Here is a 15,727-nt window from a genome sequence, read left to right as displayed (position 1 = left end):
CCGCCGCCCGGCGCGTCGCGCCGGATAGTCTCCCGTTGACCCGGCGAGCTGCGCCGGGGCGTCGAAAGGCAAGGTTCCTGTGACCGCCGTCAACCTGGGCATTCCCGCGCTGCCGCCGCCGGCCCTGGCGCCGCGACGACACAGCCGTCAGATCATGGTCGGCTCGGTGCCGGTGGGCGGCGGCGCGCCGGTCTCGGTGCAGTCGATGACCACCACGCTCACCTCCGACGTCAACGCCACCCTCCAGCAGATCGCCGAACTGACCGCCTCCGGCTGCCAGATCGTGCGGGTCGCGGTGCCGTCGGCCGACGACGTGGCGGCCCTGCCGGCGATCGCCCGCAAGTCACAGATCCCGGTCATCGCCGACATTCACTTCCAGCCCAAATACGTCTTCGCGGCGATCGACGCCGGCTGCGCGGCGGTCCGGGTCAACCCGGGCAACATCCGGCAGTTCGACGACAAGGTCAAGGAGATCGCCGCGGCGGCCGGCGCCGCCGGGATCCCGATCCGGATCGGCGTCAACGCCGGCTCGTTGGACAAGCGGCTGCTGGAGAAGCACGGCAGGCCGACGGCCGAGGCGCTGGTCGAGTCGGCGCTGTGGGAGTGCTCGTTGTTCGAGGAGCACGGCTTCCGGGACATCAAGATCTCTGTCAAACACAACGACCCGGTCGTCATGATCCGGGCTTACCGTCAGCTCGCCGAGCAGTGTGACTACCCGTTGCACCTGGGCGTCACCGAGGCCGGGCCGTCGTTCCAGGGCACCATCAAGTCGTCGGTGGCCTTCGGGGCGCTGCTGGCCGAGGGCATCGGCGACACCATCCGGGTGTCGCTGTCCGCCCCGCCGGTCGAGGAGATCAAGGTCGGCCAGGCGATCCTGGAGTCCCTCGGCCTGCGCGAGCGCGGCCTGGAGATCGTCTCGTGTCCGTCCTGCGGGCGGGCCCAGGTCGACGTCTACACCCTCGCCGAGCAGGTCACCGCCGCGCTGGAGGGCTTCCCCGCGCCGCTGCGGGTGGCGGTCATGGGCTGCGTCGTCAACGGCCCCGGCGAGGCCCGGGAGGCCGACCTCGGCGTGGCCTCCGGCAACGGCAAGGGCCAGATCTTCGTCAAGGGCGAAGTGATCAAGACGGTGCCCGAGTCGCAGATCGTCGAGACGCTCGTCGAGGAGGCGCTGCGGATCGCCGACGAGATGGGCGTGGAGCTGCCCGAGGAGCTGCGGGGCGTCGGACCGGGCGTCCAGGTCGTCGTCGCCTGAGCGACCGCGCACGCTGTACGTCGTCTGCGGTGCGCACGGCCCGCGCCTCTGGCAGGCTGTAGCCGTGCTCACGACGCCCGTACGACACCTGGGCGCCAGCGACCGCGCCAGCGTCCAGCGGCTGCTCGACCGCGACCCTCTGGCCGCGGCGCAGGTCACCGAGCGGCTGTCCGGGCGTGGGCTGTCCTGGTGGCGTTCGGAGGGCCGGCTCGTTGGCTACGGCGGCCCCGAGCCGACGTCGCTGTGCTGGGTCGGCGCCCACCTGGTGCCGGTCCTGGTTGACCGGACCGCCGCGGGCGCCTTCGCCGAGCTGCTCGGCTGCCAGCCCCGGATCTGCGCGTCCGTGGTGGGGCGGGCCGAGGGCGTCCTGGCCCTGTGGGACCGGTTGGCGCCGGTCTGGGGGCCGGCCCGGGAGATCCGCGACGACCAGCCGCTGCTGGTGGCCGACGCCGCCCCGCCGATCCCGGCCGACCCGGCCGTGCGGCTGGTCCAACGGCACGAGGTCGATCAGATCTTCCCCGCCGCGGTGGCCATGTATGAGGAGGAGATCGGCGCCTCGCCGCTGGTCGGCGACGGCGGCGCTGGATACCGGGCCCGCCTGGCCGACATCGTCCGGGCCCGTCGTGCCTACGCCCGGATCGAGGACGGTCGGGTGATCTTCAAGGCCGAGCTGGCGGTGATCACTCAGCACACCGCCCAGGTGCAGGGCGTCTGGGTCGACCCGGCCTGGCGGGGGCAGGGCATCGCTGCGCCCGCGATGGCGGCCGTGGTCGCCGACGCGCTGCGCCGGGTCGCGCCGACGGTGAGCCTGTACGTCAATGGCTACAACCTCCCGGCCCGGCGCGCCTACGCCAGGTGCGGTTTCCGGTCGGCCGGAGTCTTCGCCACCGTCCTGTTCTGAACCGACGCCCGGTCCGGGGCGCCACCTTCGAGGGAACCTGTTGGAGTGTCGCCCGGTGGGGCGGCGTCGGGCGCGTCGCTGACGGGCGTCGGTGCCCGGGGCGAAACTGCTCCGTGGCGCGAAAAGCGGCGCGCGCCGTCGGTGATGGAGCGCCCCTCGTGTCATCGTCGGCCCGCCCGACCGGTCCGCGAGGACCCGACGTTGTGGAGTCACCTGGTGGACGTTCGTCGCACAACGCAGAACAGCGCTCCCGGGCGCGTCATCCAGCCGCCGGTGCACGCCCGGCCCGTCGCGGGCGTCGCCTTCCGGGTGGAGCCGTTCGGCGCGGTGGCCTATGTGGGTGAGCGTGACGACTTCTTCGCCCTCGACCGGGACCACGCGGCGCTGCTGGGCGACGTGCTCGCCCGGGGGCCGGTGGCGGTCGCCGGCGCCGTCGCCGACCAGGCCCGGACGCTCGCCGCGCTCGGTATGCTCCGCACCGAACCGCCCACTGCGCAGCGCCCGCATCTGGGCCGTTCCCTGGTGGGCGCCCTGACCGAGCTGCCCCGTCTGAGTGGACCGCTGGTCGTCAACTGCTTCAGCACCGCGAACTGCCCGCTGCGGTGCGCCTACTGCCACGCCGACGATCTCATGGCGCCGGCCAAGGCCGGGGAGCGCTGGTCCGATGTGGCTGCTGTGCTCCGCACCGCCGACCAGGTCCCGGCGCTGGTGGCGGTGGTCACCGGCGGCGACCCGATCGTCGCGCCCGAACGGGCGTCCTGGCTGTTGGGCCGGCTGGCGCCAGGAAAGCGCCTGGTCCTGGACACTTCCGGGGCTGGCGACCTGGGGCCGTTGCTGCCGGCGCTGCGTCGCCACCGCGCCCACGTCCGGATCTCCGTGGACAGCGCCGACGCGGCGGTCCACGACCGGCTCCGGCCGACCAGTCCACGGGCGTTGCCGCGCGGCGCCAGCTCGCACGCCCTGGCCCATGCGGCGCTGCTGCGGCTGGCCGAGGCGGGGGTGGCGCACAGCGTCCAGACCGTCGTCGGCGGACACAACGAGGCCGCGGGCATGCTACGGCGCCTCCGTGACCACCTCATCGGTCTGGGGGTGCGCCACTGGGTGCTGCACATGGCCGTTCCGGCTGGGAAGGCCGAGCGGCGGCCGGGACTGTTGCCGGGCCCGGACATCGCGGCCCAGCTGCGCGATCTGGTCGATGAGAGCGAGGCCGCCGGGTCCCCACTGGACATTCGGGTGACCGGCGCCCGGTCGGCGCCCAATTCGGTGCTGTTGGTGGACTCGCGTGGCCATCTGTGCGTGCAACGCCCAGACGGACCGGGCAAGGAGGTCATCTGGCCGGCGGGCCGTGACGGCGGGCCCGAACAGATGTCGTCCTGCCTGAACCGGCACGTCGACTGGGCCGGCCACGCCAGCCGCTACCTCAACGGCACCCTGGAGCCTGATCCACAGCTGGTTCCCCTCGGAACTCAGCCGCGCGGCAGGTAGAGGCCGGACACCAGGTCGGCCACGATGGACAGCAGCGCTGGGTCCTCGTGCGCCGAGGCCGCCACCGCCGCCCACGAGTCCAGCGTCCGGCCGCCGATCATGACCGTCGGGCCGCCGGTGAGGTAGCGAGGCAGCAGCACCGCGTTCTGCGTCAGCCAGTGCAGGTACCCGTGCGGGGTGTCCCAGTCCGGCAGCTGCCGGGCCCGGGCCAGATGGTCGGCCAGCTCCCGCGGCTGTGACCAGCGCAGCATCAGCGAGTCGTTGGTGAGATTCTCGGCAAGGGGGTTGAACAGGTGGTTCAGTTCGCAGTCGAAGATCTCCCGCCACAGCTGCCAGAACGGCCGTTCGTCCTGCCCGCTGAGGGTCAGCAGGGTTTCCGGGGGTCGGCCGGCGATGACCTCATTGAGATGCGCCCACACCGTCAGCGGGGTGAGCAGGCGGTTGGCGTTCTTGCTGAGCAGCGCCTGGACGACGGTGGCGCCTTGGTCGGCGAGCCGCTCCACCGGGATGTTCGGCAGCACCTTGGTGGCCACCAGCACGCTGTACAGCGACGGGTTGCGGTCCCCGTACGCCTGACGCGCTACGGGCCACGGGCGGGTGGGCGCCAGCCTCGGCGCGCCCGGATCGATCGGGCCGTCCAACTGGTCCTGTAGCGACACCACGGTCGGCTCGGCGGCGCCGGGCACGAGGGAGAACCAGCGTCGTACGTCGGCGGTGAACCGGGCCGCGGCCTGGTAGCGACGGGCCACGTTGAAGTCGTCGAGGCAGACGGTGACCGCCACCCCGCGGGCGGCCAGCGCGGCCGCCGCGAGCGCCTGGACGGCGTGGATCAGCGACGAGGACTGGCGTAGGCGCACCGGCCAGAACAGGGTCGTCGGCGCGACCGCGCCATCTCCGGCCGGGGCGAGCTCCCAGCCGAACCGGCGGTCCAGCTGCTCCAACAGCTCCGGGACTGTCGGCGGGGGAGCGCTGTGCGGTTCCGTGAGCAGCTCCCGTTCCCAGACCCGCTGCCGCCAGCGTCGGCGGGTACGCGGGGCGCGCGGCTGGCCGGGGATGCCGAGACGTTCGGCGAGCGTCGGGATGGCCACGTCGGCGTCGACGCCGGGCAGCACCACCGGCGCCCGATGCCCCGCCAGCTCCACCGCCAGCCGCTCCTGGTGCGCGGCGGCGGTGTCCGGGTCGTCGCCGTGCAACGCCCACACCACGGTCACCCGGTGCCCGACCTGCTTGAGCGCGTGCAGGAACACGTCGTCCCAGCCGCCGTAGCCGATGACGACGATGGTGTCCCCGCGCAGCAGCCTGGCGATCGCCGCCGAGTGCGTCCGGGCGGCCCGGCGCAGCCGTTCCGGGTCGTGCAGCAGCCCGTGCCGGTCGGCCGGACGCAGCGGCCGCCAGTATCCGTGCAGGTGGAAGACCCGAACGGCGTCGGCCGCCGGCGCCGGCGACGGAACTGCCCCCTCGTCGGTGAGCGTCATCGGGGTAGCCCGGCCACCGGCCCGCCGGATCGCGACCTCCACCAGCGGGTCTACATTGGTGGTGAGCACCCGGTTGCCGAACTGCGCCGGTCGCCGCGCCAGCAGCCGGCCCAACGCCGTGACCCCGTCGGTGAGCCGCCATGACTCCTGGTCGGCCTCGACCCGCTCGCCCAGCCGGGTGTCGACCCGCTGCCAGACACCGTGGGTGGCCAGCGGCGAACGGGCCCGCTCCGCCGGCTGGTACGCCTGGAGCACCGCCTCCTGGGCGACCACGTCGAACTCGTTGCCCGACACCCAGCTGGCGAAGGCCCGGTGGTACGCCCGGTACACGGCGGCCGGATCGTCGCTGGCGGCCCGGGCGTGCCCCAGCTCCTGGGCGAGTTCGCCCCGGTCGTCGCGGCCGGCGGCGTACTCGTCGGCCAGGGCGAGCATCTGGGCCACCCCAGGCACCGCCGGCACGGTGAGCCCCGAGCCGACGAGCAGCGTGAGGTGCTCGCCGCGCCGGACGGCGGCGACGAGGTGCTCGACGAGCGCGGCGGCGCCGTCCGGCGCGCTCATGGTCCCTGGAACTCGTGCCACAGCTCGCCCGGGCGTGGCGAGAACGGGGCGTCGGAGGCGTCGTCGGCGAACAGCAGCGAGCCCTGTTCCAGGTCGGATTCAAGCTCGCCGGGCCCCCAGCCCAGGTATCCGGAGAAGATTCGCAGGTCGCCCAGGGCGCTGTCCATCTCGGCGGTGTCGGCCGAGAGCGCCACGGTGCCGAGGCGTCCGGCGACCCGGACGAACCGGGTGGGAGCGACGGCGTCGGGGCGCAGCAGCGCGATCGCGATGAACCCTGCCGAGACGACCGGACCGCCGTCGAACACCACCGCCGGGTCGCTGACCAGATGATCCCACCGTGGCGCGGCGACTTCGACCGGGCGCTCGCCCGGGGCGTTGAGGCGCACGCCCAGCGCCCCGCGTTCGGGGTGGTACCGCAGGACGAGCACGACCGCCTCCCGGAGGTCGGGGCCGGTGACGTGCGGCGAGGCGACGAGCACCCGGCCGCTGAGGTCGTGGGTGTGCAGGGCGGCGTTGCGCACCACCGGCATGTCGTCGCCGGAGTTGCGGGCGCGGACCTCCGGCTGTGGCAGCTGCCGGGCGTGCAGCCGTTCCCGTAGCGTCTCCCAGATCGTCTTGACGTCCAACAGCCGCGGCCCGGCCGGCAGGCCCTCCCGCATGAGGTCGATCAGCTCGCCGCTGAACGCGGTGTACCGCGCCCCGATCGGCGCCCGCGCCGTCTCGGTGGCCGCGGCGGCCACCAACAGGCAGCTCTTGTCGATCCGCGCCTTGTCGGCCAGGGCGATCGCCCGTGACTGTGGTCCGGTCATCTCGGCCCGACCGGCGTAGCAGCAGTCCAGAATGACCAGACGCCGCTCGGCGGCGCTGCGCCGGACGTTGCGGCTGACCCAGTCGTACGGCACGGCGGTGGCGTGGACCGCGGTCGGGACGGTGTCCTGCAGGCCCAGGAACAGGTCGCGGCTGTCGATGTCGATGAGCCCGTGTCCGGCGTAGTAGACCAGCAGCATCCCGCCCGAGCGCACCGCCGCGGCCGCCTCCGACAGCGCGATGTCCACGTCCCGGGGCGAGGTCGGGTCCAGCAGCAGCCGGCAGTTGTCGTCGGGCAGCCCCCACAGCGCCGGGTCACGTAGCACCTCGGCCAGGCCGTCGAGGTTCGCGGCGACCGCCGGTAGGCCCGGGAGCCGGTCGTAGCGCGCCGCGCCGATGAGCACCGCCCGGGAGATCTCGGGGTCGGCCAGCCGTTCCATCACCCGGAGCGGCCGTCCCACTCCCGGACGAGCGTGGCCAGCGCCTCCGGGTCGTCGGACTCGACCGTGACGGTGGCGCCGTCCGGCTGCCGGGCGACGACCCGCACGGTCGGTCGGTCCGGCCGCGAGCGCCGCCACCTGTCGACGGACACCAGAAGCGCCGAGAGCGCGATCGCGTTGCCGATGACGAGTTGGAGCAGGTCGAGCGTGGCGCCCATGTGCGCCTCGGCGCCGGGGGTGAGCCGGGGGTCGCGGCTCTCCGGCGGCAGCTGGTGGTCCTGTGCCAGCCAGTGGGCCAGCTCCAGCAGGGTGCCGGGGGTGGCGTCGACGCGCAGGTAGATGTCCATCAGAGGTCCTCCCGCGGGGGCCGGGTGCGGGCGACTTTATCCGAGAGCGCGCCGGATGTCACCGGTGTCCGGGTCCACGGCGGCGGCCCCGCCGGGCCCGGTCGGCGGTCGGCGATAGGGTGGCTCAATGACTGACCGTAAGCCCGTGACGCCGGGGTCCGTGTCGCCGATGCGGCCGGTCCCCCCCCATATCGTCCGTCCGGAGTACGTCGGCAAGAAGCGCCCCCAGCGGGGCGTCACCGACGTGCAGACGCCGGAGACGATCGAGAAGATGCGGGTGGCGAGCCGGTTGGCCGCCCAGGCGGTGCGGCTGGCGGGGGAGCACTGCAAGCCCGGCGTCGCCACCGACGAGATCGACCGGGTGGTGCACGAGTTCCTCTGCGACCACGGGGCCTACCCGTCCACGCTCGGGTACCCGGGGTCCAGCGGTCGCTGCGCGCCGTTCCCCAAGGCGTGTTGCACCTCGCTCAATGAGGTCATCTGCCACGGCATCCCCGACTCGACCATTCTGGAGGACGGTGACATCGTCAACGTCGATGTCACCGCGTTCATCGGGGGCGTGCACGGCGACACCGACGCAACCTTCTGCGTCGGAGACGTCAGCGAGGAGGCCCGTCTGCTGGTGGAGCGCACCGAGGAGGCGATGATGCGCGGCATCCGCGCCGTCGCCCCGGGCCGTGCGCTCAACGCTGTGGGGCGGGTGATCGAGTCGTACGCCCGTCGCTTCGGCTACGGGGTGGTGCGTGACTTCACCGGGCACGGCATCGGCGAGGCGTTCCACAGCGGCCTGTACGTGCCGCACTACGACAACCCGCAGCTCGACGTGGTGATGGAGCCGGGGATGACCTTCACCATTGAGCCGATGATCACGCTGGGGACGCACGATTACCACCTCTGGGACGACGGTTGGACGGTCGTCACGGCGGACGGCCGTTGGACCGCCCAGTTCGAGCACACCATCGTGGTGACTGACGACGGCCACGAGATCCTCACCCTGCCGTGACCGGCGACCGTAGGCCGGCGGCCCTCCCGGCCGCGCACCACCAGGACCATCATGCCGACGTCAGCGGCGGCTGGTTGCGCGCCGCCACCTTCGGCGCCATGGACGGACTGGTGACCAACATCGCCCTCATCGCTGGGGTCGGCGGCGGTGGCGTCAGCGACCGCACCCTCGTGCTCACCGGGGTGGCCGGCCTGGTGGCCGGGGCCATTTCGATGGGCCTGGGGGAGTTCACCAGCGTCCAGGCGCAGAACGAGCAGATCGCCGCGGAGGTGGCACGGGAGCGCCGTGAGCTGCAACGGCACCCCGAAGCTGAGGCCGAGGAGCTGGCCCGGATCTGGATCGCCCGGGGCCTGCCGGCCGAGGCCGCCCACCAGATGGCCACCGTCCTCAAGGAGCACCCGGAGGAGGCGTTGCGGGTTCATGTCCGGGAGGAGATGGGCGTCGACGCCGAGGACCACCCGAGCCCGTGGACGGCGGCGATCTCGTCGTTCCTGTGCTTCTGCGTGGGCGCGTTGGTGCCGCTGCTGCCGTACCTGGTGGGGTTCCCCTCGTTGCCGCTGGCGTTGGGCGTCGGCGGCATCGGGCTGTTCGCGGCGGGGGCGGTTGTCGCCAGATTCACCCGTCGGCCGTGGTGGCGCAGCGGGCTGCGACAGCTGGCGTTGGGCGGGGCGGCCGCGGCCGCCACCTACGGCATCGGCGTCCTCATCGGGGTGGACGCCGTCTCCTGATCTCCTGTCGGTCAGGCGTCTCAGGTCGGTCAGGCGGGGCGGCCGGGGTAGGGGACGGTGGCTGGGGTGACCTTGCTGGCGATCCGCCAGCCGGTGGCCCGCCGGGCGCACCCGGTCAGCCCGTTGAGCGTGACGCCTCGGTCGGCCCGTTCGGTCGGCGCCAGCGCTGCCCGCCACAGCGTCGCCATTCTTTCCTCGACGTCCAGCGCCAGCCGCAGCGCGCTGGCCCGGTCGGTGACGGGGAACGGCAACGTGTACCCGGGGGCGACCGGCGGCGGGGTGGCGCCGGTGCTGGCCAGGGCCAGCAGCAACGCGTCCCGTTGGTCGCGGTGGGCGGCTTCGGCGGCTCGGGCGGCGGCGGCGTCCGAGCCGGTGAGCTGGACGCCGAGCCGACCATACGCGTAGATCGCCGCGTTGACGCCCGCCAGCGCGGCGGTCAGCCGTTCGTCGCGGTCGGTCACCGGAGCGCCCCGCCGTGGCTGGCCCGGGCGGCGGCGATCTCGCCGAGCAGGGTGGCCCGTGACGCCGGCGCGGCCAGACACGCGGTGGCGGCGGAGTCCTGGGCGCGTCGTTCGGCGGCGCGCAGGGTGGCCGTGCCCGGCGGTGGCGTCGGCGCGCCGGGGGGGCGGGGTGACGGCGCGGGCGCGCCGATCAGCTCGGCAAGCGCCCGGGCGTGCTCGGCATGCGTGTCGCGGATCACCGTGAGCGGCGCCGACGGCCTGGACGCCAGCGCGGCGTCGTAGCTGGCTACCAGCGCCGTGGTCTCCACCAGCAGCGGGTGCAGCGGGTCCTGCGCCGGATCCGGCTCGGGCTCGCCGTCGAGGAGCCCGCAGCCGCTCAGCCCGACAACGGCGCCGGCAGCGGCGGCCAGCGCGGCCCGTCTGGTGAACCGCTGTCGGTCCATGCCCGACCTGACGCCCCTGTCGTTGTCCCGGCCCGCCCGTCGGTGATCGTCATCTCTCCACATCAGGACCAGTCAACACCATGGTCGCCGCCGGGCCGGGGTCGCGACTCGCCGCCCGGCGGGCGCCCGGCCGTCGTCGGCGGCGCGGCGGTCCGGCGCCGGCCGTAGCCGATGCGCCCGTGACGAGTCGGGGCGGCTTACCGACGCTCGACTCGGCCCGCGCGTTACGCTCTGCGCAGTTGCCGTGCGCGATCGCGCCGGCGGCGTGCTGGGACGCTCACGGAGCGTGTGAGTGGACCGCTTCCGGTTCGCCCGTCGCCGTGGCGCCGGCGACAACCGTGAGAGGGGAGCACGCAGATGTCACGCGGTCGATCCGCCGGACGTCCCGGAGGCGCCCGGGCCGGGCGTTCCGGAGCTGCCCCGGGGCGCTCCGCCGCCCCACGCGGCGAGGCCGCGGCCCGGGTGCGGACCAACCGGGCCAGCAGTCCCGAGGCCGTCAGGCGCGACCGCGTCCGCGCGATCGTGGAGCCGGTCGTCGTGGCCGCCGGGTACGACCTTGAGGACCTGGCGATGTCCCGGGCCGGCCGCCGGCACCTGCTGCGCCTGACCATCGACGCGGACGGCGGAATCACCCTCGACGCGGTCGCCGTCGTGTCCCGGGCGGTGTCCGCGGCGTTGGACGCGGCGGAGGAGTCCGGCGGTGTGCTCTTCGACGGCGAGTACAGCCTTGAGGTGGGCTCGCCCGGAGTGGACCGCCCGCTGCGACTGCCCCGGCACTGGGGGCGTAACGTCGGACGACTGGTGCGGGTGCAGGTCCGGGCGGAGGATGCCGAGCGGCGCCTGACCGGCCGGGTCGTCGCCGCCGATGACGAGGGCGTTTGCCTGGACGTCGACGGCGACGAGCAGAGCTTCGGCTACGAGCGGCTCGGCCCGGGCCGGGTGCAGATCGAGTTCAACCGACTGGACGAGGTCACGGACGACGATCTCGATGAGATCGCTCCGGACGAGGACGAGGAGAGTGACCAGAGGTGAACATCGACCTCGCCGCGTTGCGGGCGTTGGAGCGGGAGCGGGAGATCCCGTTCGACACCATCCTGAACGCCATCGAGACCGCGTTGTTGACGGCCTACCGGCACACCGAGGGCGCCCAGTCGCACGCCCGGGTCGAGATCGACCGGAAGTCTGGCGCCGCGCTGGTCTACGCCCAGGAGATGGCCGAGGACGGCACGGTCGCCCGCGAGTACGACGACACGCCGCACGACTTCGGGCGGATCGCGGCGATGACCGCCAAGCAGGTGATCCTCCAGCGGTTACGGGAGGCCACCGACGAGGCCCACTTCGGCGAGTACGCCGGCCGGGAGGGCGACCTGGTCACCGGCGTCGTCCAGGCTCACGAGACCCGGGTGGAGAAGGGCATCGTCAGCATCGACCTCGGCAAGATCGAGGCGGTGCTCCCGCAGTCTGAGAAGGTGCCGGGGGAGCAGTACCCGCACGGGATGCGGGTGCGGGCCGTCGTGGTCAATGTCGCGCGAACGATGCGCGGGCCGCAGATCACCGTGTCCCGGACCCACCCGAGCCTGGTGAAGCGGTTGTTCGCGCTTGAGGTTCCGGAGATCGCCGACGGGACTGTCGACATTGCGGCGATCGCCCGTGAGGCTGGTCACCGCACCAAGATCGCAGTGCGATCGACGGTGGCTGGCGTCAACGCCAAGGGCGCCTGTATAGGCCCGATGGGGCAGCGCGTTCGGGCGGTGATGAGCGAGCTGCACGGCGAGAAGATCGACATCATCGACTGGTCCGACGACCCGGCCCAGTTCGTCGGCAATGCGCTCTCGCCGGCCAAGGCGCTCAACGTGGAGGTCGTCGACCTCGCCACGCGTACGGCCCGGGTGACCGTCCCCGACTACCAGCTCTCGTTGGCCATCGGCCGCGAGGGCCAGAACGCCCGGCTGGCGGCGCGGCTGACGGGCTGGCGGATCGACATCCGGTCCGACGCCGAGCAGGCTCAGGCCGAAGTCGCTCCGGCGGGCGCGGGCGGTCAGTCGAGCCAGGGTGAGCCAGGCGGCGCGCGGCGCGCGACGTAGGGGTAGACTTCCGGGGAAACGTTGCGTATGCACTCGTGGCGTGTCGTCCCGACGATCGCTCCAGGCAGACCGTTCGTGTCATCTGCGCCGGTTCGTGTCACCAACACGGGCCTGCGCGCTGGGCCCGGCGCCCCGCTCCTGTGGGCGCCCTGACCCGGACGACGGGCTTCCAGCGAGGTTGGGTGGGTTTTGGCAAGGCGTAGTCGTGCCGGAGCGGCCGCGGACGAGAGTCCGGGGGCTCCGACACAGGCCGGGCCGGTACGCACCTGCGTCGGCTGTCGGCAACGCACACCAATGCAAGACCTTCTGCGTGTTGTTGTGCGCGGCGCCGGGTCGGAGTTGACACTCCAGCCCGACCCGCTACGACGACTGTCAGGGCGGGGCGCGCACCTTCACCCCGATCTGGCCTGCTTCGCGTTGGCGGAGCGCCGCCGCGCTTTCGGGCGTGCGTTGCGCGTTCCTGGCGTCCCTGACGCCGGTCCGCTCGCCGAGCACCTCCGCGCGGTCACCGTGCCGCGCGGGACCACCGACGGCGCCGCCCCTGGGGCGTCGCCCGACAGCAAGGTAGGACGACCGACATGAGCACACGATGAAGTCGCACCAATGATCGGGCTTCAAGTGCAGTTATGAGGTCGATGCGGGCTGTCCGCACGACCTCAGAGTGAGGAGTGCAGTGGCAGGTAAGGCCCGCGTACACGAGCTGGCAAAAGAGCTCGGGGTCGAAAGCAAGACAGTTCTCGCCAAGCTCAAGGAGATGGGCGAGTTCGTCAAATCTGCGTCGAGCACGGTGGAGGTCCCGGTAGCCCGGCGCCTGCGCGCCGCGTTCGAGGCCGCTGGTGGAGCTGCCCCGGCCGCTCCCGCAGCGCCGGCGGCGCCGGCCACCCCGGCCGCCCCGGCAGCAGCTCCGACCGTCGCCGCCACGCCGGCGGCGCCGAAGTCGGCTGCTCCCAAGCCAGGACCGCCGAAGCGGCCCGCCGCTCCGGCGGCGCCGAAGGCTCCGGCGCCCGCCGCGCCCATGCCGGCGCCGGCCGGCAAGAGCGCCCACGACATCGAGGTCGCCGCAGCGGAGGCTCGCGCGGCGGCGCTCAAGAAAGAGCAGGAGGCGGCCGTCAAGGCCGCTCAGCAGGCGGCGAAGCAGCGCGAGGCCGACGGCCCCGTCAGCCCTACGCCGACGACCTCCTCGCCGCGTCCCGGTCCCGGCGCGATGCCGCCGCGGCCAGGCTCCCCGGCTGCCTCGCCGCGTCCCGGCGCCCCGGGCGCCGGTGGCGCTCCGGGTCGTCCCGCGCCCGGCGGTCGCCCGCCGTCGCGTAGCGGCGGCAACAACCCGTTCGGCATCACCCCGCCCGGCGGCCGTCCGTCGCCCTCGAACATGCCTCGACCCAACCCGGCCGGCATGCCGCCGCGACCCAGCCCGGCGTCGATGCCGCCGCGGCCGAGTCCGGCGTCAATGCCGTCGCAGCGCCCCGGCCGTCCTGGCGGCGGCCCCGGCGGCGGCGGTCGCCCGGGCGGTCCCGGCGGCGGCGCCGGTCGTCCCGGCGGGGCCGGCGGTGGCTTCCGTGGCGGTCCCGGTGGCGCCGGCGGTGGCGGTGGCGGTGGCTTCCGTGGTGGTCCCGGTGGCGGGGCCGGCGGTGGCTTCCGTGGCGGTCCCGGTGGCGGCGCTGGCGCTCCCGGCGCTGGCGGCGGCGGGTACCGTCCTGGCGGTCCCGGTGGCGGCGGTGGTCGTCCCGGTGGCGGCGGTCGTGGCCGTGGCGGCGGCGCCGCTGGCGCCTTCGGTCGTCCCGGTGGTCGGCCGACCCGCGGTCGTAAGTCCAAGAAGCAGCGTAGGCAGGAGTTCGACAACCTGTCCGCCCCGACGATGTCGTCGGGCGCCCCGCGGGGTCAGGGCCAGGTCGTCCGGCTCTCCCGTGGCGCGTCGCTGTCGGACTTCGCCGACAAGATCAATGCCAATCCGGGCTCGCTCGTCCAGGAGATGTTCAACCTGGGCGAGATGGTGACGGCGACGCAGTCGTGCTCTGACGACACGCTGCTGCTCATCGGCGAGCACCTGGGCTTCGACGTCCAGATCGTCAGCCCCGAGGACGAGGACCGTGAGCTGCTCGCTCAGTTCAACATCGACCTCGAGGCCGATGTCGACGTCACTCGCCTGGTCAGCCGGGCGCCGGTCGTGACCGTCATGGGTCACGTCGACCACGGTAAGACCAAGCTCCTCGACGCCATCCGTAAGGCGGACGTCGTCGCGGGCGAGGCCGGCGGCATCACCCAGCACATCGGCGCGTACCAGGTGCACTTCGAGCACGACGGCCAGGAGCGCGCGGTCACCCTGATCGACACCCCGGGTCACGAGGCGTTCACCGCCATGCGGGCCCGTGGCGCCCAGGTCACCGACATCGTGATCCTGGTCGTCGCCGCCGACGACGGCGTCATGCCGCAGACCATCGAGGCGTTGAACCACGCCAAGGCGGCTGAGGTGCCGATCGTCGTCGCGGTCAACAAGATCGACAAGGAAGGCGCCAACCCGGACAAGGTGCGCCAGCAGCTCACCGAGTACGGCCTGGTCGCCGAGGAGTACGGCGGCGACACCATGTTCGTCAACGTCGCCGCCAAGCCCGGCATCGGCATCGACGAGCTGCTGTCGGCTGTCCTGCTGACCGCCGACGCGTCGTTGGAGCTGACCGCTCCGATCGACGGGCCGGCTCAGGGCGTCGCGGTGGAGGCCCACCTGGACAAGGGTCGGGGCGCTGTCGCCACGGTCCTGGTCCAGAAGGGCACCCTCCGCGCCGGCGACTCGATCGTCGCCGGCGGCGCGCACGGTCGCGTCCGGGCGATGCTCGACGAGCACGGCAACCAGGTGAAGGAGGCCGGGCCGTCGCGTCCGGTGCTGGTCCTGGGCCTGACCTCGGTTCCCAGCGCTGGCGACACGTTCCTGGCCGCCTCGGACGACCGCACGGTGCGGCAGATCGCCGAGCAGCGGCAGGCCCGCCGCCGCGCGGCGAGCTTCGCCAACTCGCGCGGTCGGGCGACGCTCGAGAACTTCATGGACCAGATCAAGGAGGGGGAGAAGAGCTCGCTCACGCTCATCCTCAAGGGCGATGTCTCCGGTTCGGTGGAGGCCCTTGAAGACGCGCTGTTCAAGCTCGACATCCCCGAGGAGGTCCAGCTCAAGATCCTCGACCGTGGCGTCGGCGCGATCACCGAGAGCAACGTCATGCTGGCGTCGGCCTCGGACGCGATCATCGTCGGCTACAACGTCCGGGCGCAGGGCAAGGGCATCGAGACCCTGGCCGAGCGCGAGGGTGTGGAGATCCGGTACTACACGGTCATCTACCAGGCCCTGGAGGAGATCGAGGCGGCCCTCAAGGGTCTGCTCAAGCCGGAGTTCGAAGAGGCCGAGCTGGGCAGCGCCGAGGTCCGGGACGTGTTCCGTTCGTCCAAGGTCGGCACGATCGCCGGTTGTGTGGTCCGTTCGGGCATCATGCGGCGCAACGCCAAGGCCCGGCTCATCCGCGACGGCGTGGTGGTGGCGGACAGCGTCACCATCTCCTCGCTCAAGCGGTTCAAGGACGACGCGACCGAGGTCCGTGAGGGCTTCGAGTGTGGTCTGACGCTGAGCAACTACAACAATGTTCAGGTCGGCGACGTCATCGAGATCTTCGAGATGCGCGAGAAGCCGCGCGCCTGACAACGCCGAGCAGGTAGCACCACGGATGGGCCGGACGCCACAGGCGCCCGGCCCATCCGCCTAC

General features: G+C 73.0%; 14 protein-coding genes. 9 read left to right on the top strand and 5 right to left on the bottom strand.

Annotated features, from left to right (window positions below; genetic code table 11):
- Nucleotides 1-79: 79 nt before the first annotated feature.
- The 3 genes from ispG (at nucleotide 80) to ABD287_RS03505 (ending at nucleotide 3,638) form a co-directional block, all read left to right on the top strand.
- Nucleotides 80-1,252 (top strand): flavodoxin-dependent (E)-4-hydroxy-3-methylbut-2-enyl-diphosphate synthase, encoded by a 1,173-nt coding sequence (gene ispG, locus ABD287_RS03515; RefSeq protein ID WP_344168093.1) that lies wholly within the window; start codon nucleotides 80-82, stop codon nucleotides 1,250-1,252.
- Nucleotides 1,253-1,316: 64 nt separating this feature from the next.
- Nucleotides 1,317-2,153 carry a GNAT family N-acetyltransferase gene (locus ABD287_RS03510; RefSeq protein ID WP_344168090.1) on the top strand — a complete coding sequence of 279 codons (837 nt, stop codon included), beginning with the start codon at nucleotides 1,317-1,319 and terminating at the stop codon, nucleotides 2,151-2,153.
- A 216-nt stretch (nucleotides 2,154-2,369) separates the two neighbouring features.
- On the top strand, nucleotides 2,370-3,638 hold the full coding sequence (locus ABD287_RS03505; protein ID WP_344168087.1) for a radical SAM protein: 1,269 nt from the start codon (nucleotides 2,370-2,372) through the stop codon (nucleotides 3,636-3,638).
- On the opposite strand, the gene ABD287_RS03500 is transcribed toward ABD287_RS03505, so the two are convergent.
- The 3 genes from ABD287_RS03500 to ABD287_RS03490 are packed head-to-tail and all read right to left on the bottom strand — an operon-like array spanning nucleotide 3,620 to nucleotide 7,265.
- Nucleotides 3,620-5,671 (bottom strand): SIR2 family protein, encoded by a 2,052-nt coding sequence (locus ABD287_RS03500; protein ID WP_344168084.1) that lies wholly within the window; start codon nucleotides 5,669-5,671, stop codon nucleotides 3,620-3,622. The genes ABD287_RS03505 and ABD287_RS03500 overlap by 19 nt on opposite strands.
- On the bottom strand, nucleotides 5,668-6,939 hold the full coding sequence (locus ABD287_RS03495) for a YqgE/AlgH family protein (RefSeq protein ID WP_344168081.1): 1,272 nt from the start codon (nucleotides 6,937-6,939) through the stop codon (nucleotides 5,668-5,670). The genes ABD287_RS03500 and ABD287_RS03495 overlap by 4 nt, the downstream gene beginning before the upstream one ends.
- Nucleotides 6,918-7,265, bottom strand: a complete 348-nt coding sequence (locus ABD287_RS03490; protein WP_344168078.1) for an effector-associated constant component EACC1 — start codon at nucleotides 7,263-7,265, stop codon at nucleotides 6,918-6,920. The genes ABD287_RS03495 and ABD287_RS03490 overlap by 22 nt, the downstream gene beginning before the upstream one ends.
- A 127-nt stretch (nucleotides 7,266-7,392) precedes the next feature.
- Between ABD287_RS03490 and map the strand changes: the two genes are divergently transcribed.
- Nucleotides 7,393-8,268, top strand: coding sequence for a type I methionyl aminopeptidase (map, locus tag ABD287_RS03485; protein ID WP_344168075.1), 876 nt, complete (start codon nucleotides 7,393-7,395; stop codon nucleotides 8,266-8,268).
- A complete protein-coding gene (locus ABD287_RS03480) occupies nucleotides 8,265-8,996 on the top strand; it encodes a VIT1/CCC1 transporter family protein (protein WP_344168072.1) in 732 nt (243 codons plus the stop codon). The genes map and ABD287_RS03480 overlap by 4 nt, the downstream gene beginning before the upstream one ends.
- 29 nt (nucleotides 8,997-9,025) lie before the next feature.
- On the opposite strand, the gene ABD287_RS03475 is transcribed toward ABD287_RS03480, so the two are convergent.
- Together ABD287_RS03475 and ABD287_RS03470 are read right to left on the bottom strand one after the other, a co-directional pair.
- The gene (locus tag ABD287_RS03475; protein WP_344168069.1) at nucleotides 9,026-9,457 is read right to left on the bottom strand and encodes a ferritin-like domain-containing protein; all 432 of its coding nucleotides are present in this window, start codon (nucleotides 9,455-9,457) and stop codon (nucleotides 9,026-9,028) included.
- Nucleotides 9,454-9,900, bottom strand: a complete 447-nt coding sequence (locus ABD287_RS03470) for a hypothetical protein (RefSeq protein ID WP_344168066.1) — start codon at nucleotides 9,898-9,900, stop codon at nucleotides 9,454-9,456. The genes ABD287_RS03475 and ABD287_RS03470 overlap by 4 nt, the downstream gene beginning before the upstream one ends.
- A 357-nt stretch (nucleotides 9,901-10,257) precedes the next feature.
- Between ABD287_RS03470 and ABD287_RS03465 the strand changes: the two genes are divergently transcribed.
- From ABD287_RS03465 to infB, 4 genes are all read left to right on the top strand, one after another.
- Nucleotides 10,258-10,932 carry a ribosome maturation factor RimP gene (locus ABD287_RS03465; protein ID WP_344168063.1) on the top strand — a complete coding sequence of 225 codons (675 nt, stop codon included), beginning with the start codon at nucleotides 10,258-10,260 and terminating at the stop codon, nucleotides 10,930-10,932.
- The gene (gene nusA, locus ABD287_RS03460; RefSeq protein WP_344168059.1) at nucleotides 10,929-11,984 is read left to right on the top strand and encodes a transcription termination factor NusA; all 1,056 of its coding nucleotides are present in this window, start codon (nucleotides 10,929-10,931) and stop codon (nucleotides 11,982-11,984) included. The genes ABD287_RS03465 and nusA overlap by 4 nt, the downstream gene beginning before the upstream one ends.
- A 189-nt stretch (nucleotides 11,985-12,173) precedes the next feature.
- Nucleotides 12,174-12,566, top strand: a complete 393-nt coding sequence (locus ABD287_RS03455) for a YlxR family protein (RefSeq protein ID WP_344168056.1) — start codon at nucleotides 12,174-12,176, stop codon at nucleotides 12,564-12,566.
- A gap of 91 nt (nucleotides 12,567-12,657) precedes the next feature.
- A complete protein-coding gene (gene infB / locus ABD287_RS03450) occupies nucleotides 12,658-15,663 on the top strand; it encodes a translation initiation factor IF-2 (protein ID WP_344168053.1) in 3,006 nt (1,001 codons plus the stop codon).
- Nucleotides 15,664-15,727 lie beyond the last annotated feature (64 nt).

It is taken from the genome of Pilimelia columellifera subsp. columellifera (genome assembly GCF_039532605.1).
Taxonomy (GTDB): Bacteria; Actinomycetota; Actinomycetes; order Mycobacteriales; family Micromonosporaceae; genus Pilimelia; species Pilimelia columellifera.
The sequence above is the reverse complement of the archived record's forward strand: the minus strand, read 5'-3'. Positions and strand labels throughout refer to the sequence as shown.